Genomic DNA, 13,167 nt, shown 5'->3' with positions numbered 1-13,167 from the left:
TTAAGCTAATTACATTCTATCAACCGTTTCGATCCCTAAAGTATCTAAACCTTGTTTTAAGGTTCTTGCGGTCAAGCGCGCCAGTTTTAGACGGCTTTGGCGAGTGTTTTCATCTTCAGCAGATAAGATAGGGCAGTTTTCATAAAAACCAGAGAAGGTTTGTGCCAAATCGTAGAGATAAGCACACATCACATGAGGTGTTCCTTCACGAGCAACTTGCATGATGGTCTCATCAAATTGCACTAAACGTAATGCAAGTTGTTTTTCATGAGACTGTGCTAATGTGATCGGCTGAGTTAATGTGTTTTCATCAATTTCAGCACGTTTAAAAATTGAAGCAACACGAGTATAAGCATATTGCATATAAGGTGCGGTATTACCTTCAAAGCTTAACATCAGATCCCAATCAAAGATGTAATCCGTTGTACGGTTTTTAGATAAGTCAGCGTATTTCACAGCACCAATACCAACAACGCGAGCAACATTATTTAATTCATCTTTATCCATATCTGGATTTTTTTCAGCAATTAATGTGCGCGCTCTTTCTTGTGCTTCATCGAGTAAATCCGTTAAACGGATAGTACCACCAGAACGTGTTTTAAATGGACGACCGTCTTTACCTAACATCATGCCGAACATATGGTGTTCAAGTAACATTGAATCAGGGATATAACCTGCTTTACGGACAATTGTCCATGCTTGCATTAAATGCTGATGTTGGCGAGAGTCGATATAATAGAGAACACGATCAGCATGTAGATTATCGTGACGATATTTAGCACAAGCAATATCGGTTGTTGTATAAAGGTAGCCACCGTCTTTTTTCTGAACGATAACACCCATAGGTTCGCCTTCCTTGTTTTTATATTCATCAAGGAAAACAACGGTTGCACCTTCACTTTCTACAGCAAGGCCTTTTGCTTTTAAGTCAGCAACAATACCAGGTAACATTGGGTTATAGAGACTTTCACCCATAATGTCATCTTCAGTTAATGTGACGTTAAGGCGCTGATAAGTCACTTGGTTTTGTTGCATCGTGATATCAACAAGTTTGCGCCACATTGTACGGCAATACTCATCACCGCCTTGTAATTTTACAACGTAATTACGCGCACGCTCTGCAAAGACTTCATCTTCGTCATAGCATTTTTTTGCTTCACGATAGAACTCTTCGAGATCAGATAACGCCATATCTGCGGCATTTTCGTTTTGTTTTTTTTCTAAATACGCAATTAACATACCAAATTGCGTACCCCAATCACCAAGGTGATTAGCACGAATAACGTTATGACCTAAGAAAGATAATGTACGCGCACTTGCATCGCCAATAATCGTAGAGCGTAAGTGGCCGACATGCATTTGTTTTGCAACGTTGGGAGAAGAATAATCAATAACAATAGTTTGAGGTGTAACAGATGTTACATTCAGATGTTCATCGACTAATGCGTCTTCTGCTTGCTTTGCAACCCATTGTGGCGATAAGAAGATATTGATAAAACCAGGGCCCGCGATTTCAACTTTATCTGCAATACCTGTAATATCAAGCTGTTCCAGAATTTTCTCTGCGAGTTGTCGGGGTGGGATCCCCATTTTTTTTGCTGCTCCCATGACACCATTTGCCTGATAGTCACCAAATTGCACTTTGGCTGACTGACGGACAAGTGGTTCGCTATCAGCGGGTGCGCCAGCAGCACACATTGCCACACTGATTTTTTCTGAAAGAAAAGCCTGAATATTCACCGGGTTACCTTAAATTATTGAGAAAATAAAACCTGACGACAAAAGCCTGACAGGTTTATTATAAAGAATTAGGATTAACCTTGAATTTATAACATATTCCGGCTAGAACATGCTACCATCTGCGCCTTATCTTTAAGGTTTTTTCTCTGTTTTTTCATTAAGGTTACTCAAAATGGCGTTATTTTCTTCAATCACTCAATTAAATGATTTAACTCACGAGCTTCCACAGTTTGAAGAAAAAATGATACAGCTTGCCAATCAGTTAGGTTTGAATTTTTCACTTTATCTTATTGATCATATTTCGTTACGTTGTCACGACTTAATATTGGCTGAACAATGGAGAAAAGGTCTTAGTCAATGTGGAAAGTGTATTTCTGATAATATTATTAACGGACGTCCAATTTATCTTTTTCAATTAGACACACCATTAACGGTTTTAAATCAAGCGGTTTCCATTGTTGAATTACCATTTCCCACCCATAAAAAATATGAGTACCAAGGTTGGGAACATATTGAGCAAGTGATCTCTGTTGAAGCTTCTGATTTAGTCAATAATGTTATGGCATTTTTACCATCTCCTTTACCAGAGAGTATTAGCTTAAAAATCAGTGAACCTAAAGGTGAAAAAGAACGCTTGCCCAATCCCACTGTGGCTATTTCTAATGGTAAAGTGACTGTGAAGTATCATCCTTATTCGTTACTTGAAATCGTAGAAAGTGAGTGTTGAACGACACTTTCAGAAAATAGTTTGCTTGTGTCAGCACAAAATTCTGATAGTGGAATTGAATGAATAACGATATTCGACAACTATTGTTAGTAATCGCTGAGAAATGATATTTATTTTCTGATTACTTTCTGTATTAAGGATAAAGAGGGATGATATGGCTACGTTGGAGATTTGTTGTTTTGGCGCAGAATGCGCGCTGGTGGCAGAACGAGCAGGTGCGGATAGAATTGAACTATGCACCAGTCCATCAGAAGGTGGCATTACGCCAAGCTTTGGAATGCTAAGACAAGTCAGAGATCTGGTTCGTATTCCCGTTCATCCTATTATTCGCCCTCGAGGGGGGGATTTTTGTTACACACAAGCCGATTTTTCAGCAATGAAAAATGATATTAGCCTTATTCGTGATATGGGCTTCCCTGGTGCAGTTGTTGGTTTATTAAATGAAGAAGGACATATTGATTTGCCTAAAATGGAAATTCTAATGGAACTTGCGGGTCCTTTAGCTATTACTTTCCATCGTGCTTTTGATATGTGTATTAATCCATTATTAGGGTTAGAACAACTGACTCAATTAGGTATTTCTCGTATTTTAACATCAGGCCAGCAAGCGAATGCAGAATTAGGTTTACCTTTATTACGAACATTAAATGAAAAAACACAAGGTCCCGTTATTATGGCGGGAGCTGGTGTAAGACTAAGTAATATCCAAAAATTCTTAGATGCAGGTTTAAAAGAAATACATAGCTCTGCAGGTAAAGTTGCACCCTCAACCATGATTTATCGTAAAGCCGGTGTCACAATGAGCTCAGACAGTGAAGTTGATGAGTTTACCCATTATTGTGTGGATGAAGACACGGTTGAAGCAATGAAAGATATTATGAGTATTCATGCACCATTAGCATCTTAATTAGCACAAATTAACGATTTTAGAACTGCGCCTTTATGGCGCAGTTTTTTTATATAACCTCGCCTAATAATAATGTATGTGTAATACCACAGCGTTCCACAAAAGCTTCATCATGCGAAACCAGTAATAATGTACCTTGATATTCAACGAGTAAATTTTCCAATAATTGTTTAGATCCAATATCAAGGTGATTATCTGGTTCATCAAGCAATAATACCGCAGGGGGAATTGGACTCTGGGTTAAAGCCAATAACGTTGCTTTTAATTGTTCGCCACCACTTAGTTTTTCTAGAGGGAGTAATGAGTTATCGCCTCTGATCCTTAACATACCCAGCCGTGTTCGCCATTGCTCGATAGAAATAGCGGGTTGATATTGGTGTAGTGCTTGTGCAACAGGTAATGTTTTATCAAGTAGTGCAAGATGTTGATCAAGATAACAAAAGTTTTTATTAAGACGAAACTCACCAGAGCGTGGGCTAAATTGTTGGATCAGACATTTCAATAATGTCGATTTTCCACACCCATTTTTACCTTTAATATGCCAATGCTCATTACCGTAGGCTGAGAATGAAATAGGGCGCTGATAACCATACGGAAGCTGAAGATTATCTACAAATACATTTAAACGATGCCCATCGCTTTGATAATTCAAGATCATTTTCTGCTGATGAATATGCACTTTTTCTTCATCGACACCTTGTTTTTGAGATTGCATATCTTCTATTACACGCTGATGCCGTTTTGCTACGGCTGATTGGCGTTGTTCTGCTCTATTTTTTTGCATATCCAATAAAAGTAAGCACTGGGAGCCACTTTGCCTAATTGATTCGCCTTGTCGTTTTCGTTGTGCGGCTTTTTGTAATGTCGCTTGTTGCTGGCGTTTCTCATTTTTAATTTGGCTGTTTAGTCGATCACTTGCGGCTTCCAACGAGGCTATTTCTGCACTTTTTTGTGTTTCATATAAAGCATAATTTCCACCATATTCAGATAAACCTTTCTCACTTAATTCAAGAATAGTGTCCGCATATGAGAGCAAGTTTCGATTATGACTAACAATAAGAGAGCCTGCTTTGTGCTGAGCTAACTGTTTTATTAGCCATTGTTGTCCTTGATAATCAAGATGGTTATCTGGCTCATCTAAGAGTAGAAAACTCTGCTCGCATAAAAAAGCGCGGCAAAGTGCTAAACGTGTTTGTTCTCCACCACTTAAATGCGTAATAGGAGTCTCTAATGCGACAGGGAGTTGTGCTGAATCTAATAAATTCTGCCACGTAACAGGAAGTTGCCATTTGCCATCAAGCAACTCAATATCTTCTAATGTAGCAATACCGGCATCAACACGTTGGAATGCTTGATAAATTTCATGAATATCTAACGCTTGGGCAAGTGTATTACCTTGTAATCGTGTTAATTGATCAACGTGAACAAAAGGCATATTCCAATTAACTTGCCCAGATGAAGGTATTATTTTTTGTGCTAATAATCTTAGTAGTATAGATTTCCCTTTACCGTTATTGCCGATTAATGCATTTTGCTGACAAGCCAATGAGCGAGTTAATGGTGGAAAAAGACGTTTTTGATTAAACTCGATTGTAAGTTGTGAGAAGTGACAGGCTATTGTCATAGTAATACCTCCTAAGCGAAATAGGTGGCAGACAGCCGAGATCTTTTTCTAGATGCGACGAAATAAATTATTGTCTGCCAGTAACAGAAAATGAATACCCCAAAAGGTATTTGAATAATTTTCTGGCAGAATTTAATTCATCGTAGGGGAGTGCCTTCTTAAAAATAAAATAGGATAGGTAACCAGCTCATTATAGCGATAAACATCCCCTGATCAATAGGCAATTAACGTTGTGACCTTCGAGTTACTTTTTCTCTGTTATAAATAAATTTAATTTTTTTATAAAGAGGTGAAAACATTGTAATTGTCAAAAAAATAAAAGGAATGGTATATAGAAGTGTACCTAATGCCATACCAACATGAGGCGCATTAAAATATTCACTATGCGAGGTAATTAAATTTAGATAATTTATTTTATCTAGATATTCGGGTGTTAAACCACCGTAAGGAATAATAAATCGAATTATTGCAATTAAGAAAATACAAAATAGAAAATTTAGCGTCATATATGCAGAATTAAGAATGTTTTTATTCCAAGCTTCTCTACTTTTTGCTTGATAGCTACCAATAAGGCGATTAGCGATGATAACGGCGTAGAGCCAAAGCACAATATTTTCATCGCCCATGACAAAACTATTAATCATAAAGGCAAATACGCTATAAACGGGGATAAGAACAAAGATAAGCTTAGTGCGTGCTAATACAGCCATAAATAGGCCTGAATGGACCAGAATAAATTCAAAGATAAAAATAACGGTTAAATTATAAATGGTCTGAACACTAAATAATGCGGGATAGCACCAAACGGTAATAATAAAAGCGATATAGAAAAATTGGGTAAAATAATCAAACCAAGAGAATAACTCACTGATTTTACGCTGTAATGGTGTAAGTATAACAGGTGATTCTTCTGCTAAAAAATTTTGCTTAGCAAAAAACAGCTCTCGCTTTTCACTCTCTTTTCGTTGCTTATTAAGAACCAGAGATTGCTGCTTTTGTTGTGCGATCCTTTTTTGTTTAGCTTGCTTATTTTCTTTATATTTTGCCATAGTGAGCTTTTATAGAGCCAATTTTATAGTTATAAATAGATCCAAGTTTGATGAAGTCATTTTTAAATACAATTTAATATAGAAAAAAGGATATCTCTATAAGATATCCTTTTTATAATGATTATTTGTAGCACACTTAAAATAAATCAAATTTAAGGCTTAGTTGCAATTAATATTGCACGCTTAGGTGCTGGATAACCTTCAACTGTTTTTGTTTTATCGTCAGCATCTAAGAATGCATCTAATGAATCCGTTATCATCCAATCTGTTTTACGTTGTTCATCCAGAGAGGTTGTGTTTTCATCGACAATGCGTACATCTTTAAAACCACATTTCTCTAACCAAACTTTTAGCATTTTTGCCGATGGAATAAAATACACGTTACGCATTTGTGCATAACGTTCACCAGGGATCAGACATTGAAATTCATCACCATCAACAACGAGGCTTTCTAATACTAATTCACCGCCTGAAACCAATTGATTTTTTAATTGCCATAAATGATCAAGCGGTGAACGACGATGATAAAGTACACCCATTGAGAATACGGTATCAAAGGCTTTTAATTCTGGCATTTGTTCAATACCAACAGGAATTAAATGTGCACGTTGATCATTCCCTAATAATTTTCTGACGGCTTCAAATTGGCATAAGAAAAGTTGAGTAGGGTCGATCCCCACAACAAACTCAGCACCTTCACCTAACATTCGCCACATGTGATAGCCACTGCCACAACCTACATCCAACACTAAACGGCCTTCAAGAGGGGAAAGGTGAGGTAAAACACGATCCCATTTCCAATCTGAACGCCACTCTGTATCAATATCGACCCCATAAAGAGAGAAAGGGCCTTTTCGCCATGGCATTAAGGATTTCAGAATATTATTTAAACCTAGTTGTTCGCCGGCACTTAATGTAGGTGTTTTATTGGCAATCACTCCATTTTTTAAGTCAAGCTCAGTAGGGGTTATTTCAGGCAAACCATCGAGCATTCTTTCCCATGAGGAAAAGTGACCGTGTAACGCGTTTGAGCGCCATTCTGATAATTGAGCAGGTAATGTATCTAACCAATGAAATAAGCGCTCATCTTGCGCAATAAGTTGATAGAACGAACCAAAATTAATCATTAGTTATTGCCTTTAATCGCTAAAAGAGAGCCAAAATTAAAACATTGGAACCAAACTTCTGCATGAGGGAAACCCGCATTATGTAAGCGAGTTTTATGGGTTTCAACAGAGTCTGTCAGCATGACATTTTCTAACATGCTACGTTTTTGGCTAATTTCTAATTCGCTGTAACCATTAGCGCGTTTGAAATCATGGTGCATATTAAACAATAATTCACCAATTTCTTTATCTTCAAAACTGAATTTTTCAGAAAGAACTAACACACCCCCAGGATTAAGGCCTTGGTAAATGCGGTTTAATAATATTTGGCGATCGTTTGGTGCTAAGAATTGTAAGGTGAAGTTAAGCACGACCATTGAGGCATTATTGATCTCAATATCGAGTATATCCCCCTCAATAATATCGACGGGAGTATCTGCTTTATAGGCATCAATATGGCGTTGACAACGCTCTACCATAGCTGGTGAATTATCAACACCAATAATTTTGCAGCCTGTCACATCAATATTACGACGCATCGAAAGGGTTGCTGCACCTAAAGAACAGCCTAAATCATAGACTTGGCTATTGGGTGTAACAAAGCGGCCTGCAAGCATACCAATCATAGAGATGATATTTGAATAACCGGGTACTGAGCGTTTTATCATATCAGGAAACACTTCAGCGACTTTTTCATCAAAGCGCCAGTCACCAAGGTTTGCAATAGGTGTCGCAAATAAGCTGTCTTGTTGTGATGATTTTGAATTCGACATAACTAAAATAGGTTTAAGGAATAAAAGAAGCAAGCATTCTACCAGAAGCGACGGTGCTCACAAAGTTGCATTATTTAGAAAGAAATTGGAAAAAATAAATAAACCTTTTTGATACCTTGCCGTTATTAGACACAACAGCAAGGATGTCGGTTTTGATCATGGATGATCATGTTATTCCCACGAGGACTTAGTAATAAAAGGAAAAGATTTGAATCCAAGGAAGGAAATAAATATTAGCAATGATCATCAATACCATTGATAAGTAAGTGGCGGCCATGCCTGAACGACGCCAGCGAAGTTCACGGTGTTTTAATCCATAAGAGTGTAAGAAGCGACCTGCGATTAAAATTGAGCCACAGATGTGTACCATCCAAACAAAAGCACCATTCATTTCCATGACCAGCAATAAGATCATAGAAATAGGAATATATTCTACCGCATTGCCGTGAACACGGATGGCTGTTTGTAATTCATAAAAGCCACCATCACCATAAGCAACCCGATATTGTGTTCTGAGTTTTACGACATTGAGGGACAATTTAATCAATAATAGTGCGCCCAGTACGATATAAAGCGAGCTAACCATCTTTTCTCCATTGCCAAAGCCAAAAAACGGCGAATTTAATGATAAACCTCAAAGCGACTTCTGTCGCTATAAATAATTATTATTAATTAATTGTTTGGGGATTAGCAAATCCTTGAAAAGATGTATCATATAAACTAGGTCTATACTCTTATCTCTAGGAAGAATTTTCGTTATAATGTCTGCCTTTTTTTTGACACTACTCGAAAAAGACTATTGCCAAAATTTCCGCAGCAGAAAGCACAACAAGCTGAGTAAAAGGATATTGTATGCGTACTAATTATTGTGGGCAGTTGAATAGTGCCCATGTGGGCCAAAAAGTGACTCTTTGTGGTTGGGTTAACCGTCGCCGTGACTTAGGTGGACTTATCTTTATTGATATGCGAGATCGCGAAGGTATTGTTCAAGTTTTCTTTGACCCAGAGCAGAAAGAGGCATTTTCTCAGGCATCAGAACTGCGTAATGAATTTTGTATTCAAGTCACAGGAACAGTACGCGCTCGTCCTGATAGCCAAATTAACAAAAATATGGCAACAGGTGAAATTGAGTTAGCGGCAGAATCTCTGTCTATTTTTAACCGTTCAGAGCCATTACCGTTAGATAGTAATCAAACAAATACTGAAGAGCGTCGTTTAACTTATCGTTATTTAGACCTGCGTCGCCCTGAAATGTCTGATCGCTTAAAAACCCGAGCTAAAATCACAAGCTTTGTTCGCCGTTTTATGGATGGTGAAGGTTTCCTTGATGTTGAAACTCCAATGCTGACAAAAGCGACACCAGAAGGGGCGCGTGACTATTTAGTACCAAGTCGTGTACACAAAGGTAAATTCTACGCATTACCACAATCACCACAGCTTTTTAAACAGCTGTTAATGATGTCTGGCTTTGACCGTTATTATCAAATCGTAAAATGCTTCCGTGATGAAGACTTACGTGCCGACCGTCAGCCTGAATTTACACAAATCGATGTTGAAACCTCTTTCATGAGTGCAGATCAAGTGCGCGAAGTGATGGAGCGTATGATCCACGCATTATGGTTGGATATTCTTAATGTTGATTTAGGTGCGTTCCCTGTCATGACCTTTGCTGAAGCAATGCGTCGTTATGGTTCAGACAAACCTGATTTACGTAACCCAATGGAACTCAAAGACATTGCTGATTTAGTCAAAGATGTTGAGTTCAGTGTATTTGCTCAAGCCGCTAATGATGAGAAATGCCGTGTTATCGCACTGCGTGTGCCAGGTGGCGCATCATTAACCCGTAAAAATATCGATGAGTATACACAATTTGTTGGTATTTACGGCGCTAAAGGCCTTGCGTGGATGAAAGTCAACGAAAGTGCTAAAGGCATTGAAGGTGTACAAAGCCCAATTGCTAAATTCCTGACTAATGATGTTGTTAACGCCATTTTAGAAACAACAGGTGCAACTGATGGTGATTTAATCTTCTTTGGTGCAGGCCGTAAAGGCACTATGAGTGATGCAATGGGTGCTCTGCGTTTGAAAGTGGGTCGTGATCTTGAACTGACAGACTTAAATGCATGGAAACCATTATGGGTTATTGACTTCCCAATGTTTGAAGAAGATGAAGAAACGGGGAGTTTAAGTGCAATGCACCATCCATTTACTTCACCAAAAGACTTATCACCTGTTGAGCTGACAGCACATCCAGTGGGTGCGGTAGCAAATGCGTATGATATGGTTATCAACGGTTATGAAGTAGGTGGTGGCTCTGTACGTATTCACCGTAATGAAATGCAACAAGCGGTATTTAGCATTTTAGGTATTTCGCCAGATGAGCAACAAGAGAAATTCGGTTTCTTATTAGATGCACTTAAATTTGGTACACCACCACATGCAGGTTTAGCTTTTGGTTTAGACCGTTTAGTGATGTTGTTAACAGGGACTGATAATATCCGTGATGTTATTGCATTCCCTAAAACAACAGCTGCAGCGTGTTTAATGACTAACGCACCGAGTTTTGCTAATGCTGATTCTTTAAAAGAACTAGCAATTGCAGTAACTCAAAAAGAAGTTAGCGAAGATAAAGAGTAAATAATGAAATATAAGCGCCCGATATCCGTTTTAGTTGTTATTTATGCAAAAGAGACCAAACGGGTGCTTATGCTAAAGCGTCGAGATGATCCTGATTTCTGGCAATCTGTGACTGGTAGTTTAGAAGCGGAAGAAATGCCTTTTCAAACGGCGTTGCGCGAAGTGCAAGAAGAAGTTGGAATTGATATCATAAAAGAAAATCTTGAGTTGGTGGATTGCCATCGCTCAATTCTTTTTGAGATTTTTGCACATTTTCGGCATCGTTATGCACCCGATGTGACACATTGTCAGGAACATTGGTTTACATTAGCACTGCCCGCAGAGCGAGAGCTTGTGCTAACTGAGCATTCGCAATACCAATGGCTAGACGCGCCACTGGCGGCAAAATTAACAAAATCCGCCAGTAATCAGCAAGCGATTGAAGAATTTGTTATTTAATGATTAGACCACGTTTGGAGATATTTCATGGCAGGTCATAGTAAATGGGCCAATACAAAACACCGTAAAGCAGCGCAAGATGCGAAACGCGGTAAAATTTTCACTAAAATCATCCGTGAATTGGTTACAGCAGCACGTTTAGGTGGTGGTGATCCTGCAACTAACCCGCGTTTACGTGCGGCAGTTGATAAAGCATTATCGAACAACATGACTCGTGACACCTTGAACCGTGCAATTGCACGCGGTGTGGGTAATGATGATAACGATAATATGGAAACTATCATCTATGAAGGCTATGGCCCAGCAGGTACTGCTGTGATGGTTGAATGCTTAAGTGATAATCGTAACCGTACTGTTTCCGATGTTCGCCATGCATTTACCAAAACAGGTGGTAACTTAGGAACAGATGGTTCAGTTTCTTATCTTTTCACCAAAAAAGGCGTCATTTCTTACGCACCAGGTGTTGATGAAGATGCGGTTATGGAAGCTGCGTTAGAAGCGGGTGCGGATGACGTTGAAACTTATGATGATGGCGCTATTGATGTTTACACCACACCAGAGTCGTTTGGTGAAGTGAAAGATGCGATGGATGCGGCAGGTTTTGTTGCGGAATCAGCAGAAGTTTCCATGATCCCATCAACAAAAGCAGAATTGGATATTGAAACAGCACCAAAATTAATGCGTCTTATTGATATGTTAGAAGACAGTGATGATGTGCAAGAAGTGTATCACAACGGTGATATCTCTGATGAAGTTGCAAAACAACTGGAAGATATCCTGTAATCGTTCTAACGTTTATCGAAAATAACAGTGTTGATTGCTGTTATTAAAAAGTGCGAAGAGAAGAGCAGAGCAGATTTTTTTGCTCTTTTCTCTCGCCATCGACCATATCGGCAACAGGAATTGATATGGCTATCATTCTAGGTATAGACCCCGGTTCGCGCGTTACAGGCTACGGTGTAATTCGACAACAAGGGCGACAACTTATCTATTTGGGAAGCGGTTGCATTCGCACACAAGTTCCCGACCTTCCTAATCGACTTAAACGTATTTATGCAGGTGTTAGCGAAATAATTACGCAATTTTCGCCAGATGTGTTTGCGGTTGAACAAGTGTTTATGGCTAAAAATGCGGATTCTGCATTAAAACTAGGGCAAGCACGAGGTGTGGCGATATTGGCTGCGGTAAATAACGATTTACCTGTTTTTGAATATGCGGCTCGCCAGGTTAAACAAACGGTTGTGGGTACAGGTGCTGCCGAAAAAAGCCAAGTGCAACATATGGTGCGTTCAATATTAAAGCTATCTGCCGCACCACAATCAGATGCCGCCGATGCCTTAGCAATTGCTATCACACATTGCCACTTTAACCAAAATTTATTACGTGTGGGTGATCCTCGATTAGTTTTAACGCGAGGTAGATTAAGATAAGTTGTTATCTTGGTAAATGTCTTTGGTTTTTCACAGGCTGGATATACGTCCAGCTTTTTTTATGTTATAAACTTGGCGTAAATATATTTGCGGAGGCGTTAGGGTGATAGGTCGTATCAGAGGAATTATTCTTGAAAAACAGCCGCCAGTGGTGCTGATCGAGGCAGGTAATGGTGTAGGTTATGAAATTAATATGCCAATGACCTGTTTTTATGAACTGCCCGATATTGGCCAAGAAGCCATTATCTATACGCAATTTATCGTACGTGAAGATGCTCAATTACTTTATGGTTTTAACCAAAAACAAGAGCGCGCACTCTTTCGTGAATTAATTAAAGTCAATGGCGTCGGCCCGAAACTGGCACTCGCTATTTTATCGGGTATGTCGGCTCGCCAATTTGTGACAGCGATTGAAAATGAATCTATCTCTTCATTAGTAAAATTACCCGGCGTGGGTAAGAAAACAGCAGAACGTTTAGTGGTTGAAATGAAAGACCGCTTCAAGGGTCTTAATGGTGATTTATTCGAAAATAGCGATATTGAATTACCAGAAAGTGCTTCACCTAAAGCGCCAAAAGCGGCTGATATTGAAGCTGAAGCTTCTGCTGCATTAATCGCATTGGGCTATAAACCACAAGAAGCAGCAAAAATGATCAGTAAAGTAGCAAAACTGGGTTCAGATAGTGAAACGCTTATCAAAGAAGCATTGCGCGCGGCTATTTAGGAGTAACACATT

General features: G+C 38.9%; 13 protein-coding genes. 7 read left to right on the top strand and 6 right to left on the bottom strand.

The genetic code is table 11. From position 1 onward, the window contains the following. Positions 1-9 precede the first annotated feature (9 nt). Positions 10-1,740, bottom strand: coding sequence for an arginine--tRNA ligase (gene argS, locus LW139_RS11385; RefSeq protein WP_166541102.1), 1,731 nt, complete (start codon positions 1,738-1,740; stop codon positions 10-12). Between the two features lie 172 nt (positions 1,741-1,912). Here argS and LW139_RS11380 point away from each other — a divergent pair, with 172 nt between their 5' ends. Both LW139_RS11380 and cutC read left to right on the top strand, forming a co-directional pair. Continuing rightward, entirely contained in the window at positions 1,913-2,467 is a 555-nt protein-coding gene (locus LW139_RS11380) for a VOC family protein (protein WP_247849960.1), read from the top strand. A gap of 154 nt (positions 2,468-2,621) precedes the next feature. Beyond that, positions 2,622-3,374 carry a copper homeostasis protein CutC gene (gene cutC, locus LW139_RS11375; RefSeq protein WP_166541104.1) on the top strand — a complete coding sequence of 251 codons (753 nt, stop codon included), beginning with the start codon at positions 2,622-2,624 and terminating at the stop codon, positions 3,372-3,374. 49 nt (positions 3,375-3,423) lie between these two features. Here cutC and LW139_RS11370 read toward each other — a convergent pair whose 3' ends face one another. The 5 genes from LW139_RS11370 to LW139_RS11350 form a co-directional block, all read right to left on the bottom strand. Continuing rightward, positions 3,424-4,998 carry an ATP-binding cassette domain-containing protein gene (locus LW139_RS11370; RefSeq protein ID WP_247849959.1) on the bottom strand — a complete coding sequence of 525 codons (1,575 nt, stop codon included), beginning with the start codon at positions 4,996-4,998 and terminating at the stop codon, positions 3,424-3,426. A 224-nt stretch (positions 4,999-5,222) separates the two neighbouring features. Continuing rightward, positions 5,223-6,047 (bottom strand): hypothetical protein, encoded by an 825-nt coding sequence (locus tag LW139_RS11365; protein ID WP_247849958.1) that lies wholly within the window; start codon positions 6,045-6,047, stop codon positions 5,223-5,225. 152 nt (positions 6,048-6,199) lie between these two features. Further along, positions 6,200-7,174 carry a tRNA 5-methoxyuridine(34)/uridine 5-oxyacetic acid(34) synthase CmoB gene (gene cmoB / locus LW139_RS11360; protein WP_109407562.1) on the bottom strand — a complete coding sequence of 325 codons (975 nt, stop codon included), beginning with the start codon at positions 7,172-7,174 and terminating at the stop codon, positions 6,200-6,202. Continuing rightward, positions 7,174-7,926, bottom strand: a complete 753-nt coding sequence (gene cmoA / locus LW139_RS11355; RefSeq protein ID WP_099660455.1) for a carboxy-S-adenosyl-L-methionine synthase CmoA — start codon at positions 7,924-7,926, stop codon at positions 7,174-7,176. The genes cmoB and cmoA overlap by 1 nt, the downstream gene beginning before the upstream one ends. Before the next feature lie 187 nt (positions 7,927-8,113). Beyond that, positions 8,114-8,512 carry an MAPEG family protein gene (locus tag LW139_RS11350; protein WP_023582071.1) on the bottom strand — a complete coding sequence of 133 codons (399 nt, stop codon included), beginning with the start codon at positions 8,510-8,512 and terminating at the stop codon, positions 8,114-8,116. 266 nt (positions 8,513-8,778) lie between these two features. Between LW139_RS11350 and aspS the strand changes: the two genes are divergently transcribed. The 5 genes from aspS (at position 8,779) to ruvA (ending at position 13,155) form a co-directional block, all read left to right on the top strand. Beyond that, complete coding sequence (gene aspS / locus LW139_RS11345) at positions 8,779-10,563, top strand: aspartate--tRNA ligase (RefSeq protein ID WP_166541109.1); 1,785 nt, start codon at positions 8,779-8,781, stop codon at positions 10,561-10,563. Positions 10,564-10,566: 3 nt separating this feature from the next. Further along, a complete protein-coding gene (gene nudB / locus LW139_RS11340; protein WP_227335350.1) occupies positions 10,567-11,001 on the top strand; it encodes a dihydroneopterin triphosphate diphosphatase in 435 nt (144 codons plus the stop codon). Positions 11,002-11,028: 27 nt separating this feature from the next. Further along, on the top strand, positions 11,029-11,784 hold the full coding sequence (locus LW139_RS11335) for a YebC/PmpR family DNA-binding transcriptional regulator (protein ID WP_166541111.1): 756 nt from the start codon (positions 11,029-11,031) through the stop codon (positions 11,782-11,784). Between the two features lie 125 nt (positions 11,785-11,909). Continuing rightward, entirely contained in the window at positions 11,910-12,431 is a 522-nt protein-coding gene (ruvC, locus tag LW139_RS11330; protein WP_006536599.1) for a crossover junction endodeoxyribonuclease RuvC, read from the top strand. A 103-nt stretch (positions 12,432-12,534) separates the two neighbouring features. Beyond that, positions 12,535-13,155 carry a Holliday junction branch migration protein RuvA gene (gene ruvA, locus LW139_RS11325; RefSeq protein ID WP_109407558.1) on the top strand — a complete coding sequence of 207 codons (621 nt, stop codon included), beginning with the start codon at positions 12,535-12,537 and terminating at the stop codon, positions 13,153-13,155. Positions 13,156-13,167 lie beyond the last annotated feature (12 nt).

This window comes from Proteus vulgaris, from assembly GCF_023100685.1.
GTDB lineage: Bacteria > Pseudomonadota > Gammaproteobacteria > Enterobacterales > Enterobacteriaceae > Proteus.
The sequence above is the reverse complement of the archived record's forward strand: the minus strand, read 5'-3'. Positions and strand labels throughout refer to the sequence as shown.

What these genes read in the sequence shown, in the direction of transcription:
- LW139_RS11380 (WP_247849960.1), top strand. Translation starts at nt 1,913, where the DNA reads ATGGCGTTATTTTCTTCAATCACTCAATTAAATGATTTAACTCACGAG.
- cutC (WP_166541104.1), top strand. Translation starts at nt 2,622, where the DNA reads ATGGCTACGTTGGAGATTTGTTGTTTTGGCGCAGAATGCGCGCTGGTG.
- LW139_RS11370 (WP_247849959.1), bottom strand. Translation starts at nt 4,998, where the DNA reads ATGACAATAGCCTGTCACTTCTCACAACTTACAATCGAGTTTAATCAA.
- LW139_RS11365 (WP_247849958.1), bottom strand. Translation starts at nt 6,047, where the DNA reads ATGGCAAAATATAAAGAAAATAAGCAAGCTAAACAAAAAAGGATCGCA.
- cmoB (WP_109407562.1), bottom strand. Translation starts at nt 7,174, where the DNA reads ATGATTAATTTTGGTTCGTTCTATCAACTTATTGCGCAAGATGAGCGC.
- cmoA (WP_099660455.1), bottom strand. Translation starts at nt 7,926, where the DNA reads ATGTCGAATTCAAAATCATCACAACAAGACAGCTTATTTGCGACACCT.
- LW139_RS11350 (WP_023582071.1), bottom strand. Translation starts at nt 8,512, where the DNA reads ATGGTTAGCTCGCTTTATATCGTACTGGGCGCACTATTATTGATTAAA.
- aspS (WP_166541109.1), top strand. Translation starts at nt 8,779, where the DNA reads ATGCGTACTAATTATTGTGGGCAGTTGAATAGTGCCCATGTGGGCCAA.
- nudB (WP_227335350.1), top strand. Translation starts at nt 10,567, where the DNA reads ATGAAATATAAGCGCCCGATATCCGTTTTAGTTGTTATTTATGCAAAA.
- LW139_RS11335 (WP_166541111.1), top strand. Translation starts at nt 11,029, where the DNA reads ATGGCAGGTCATAGTAAATGGGCCAATACAAAACACCGTAAAGCAGCG.
- ruvC (WP_006536599.1), top strand. Translation starts at nt 11,910, where the DNA reads ATGGCTATCATTCTAGGTATAGACCCCGGTTCGCGCGTTACAGGCTAC.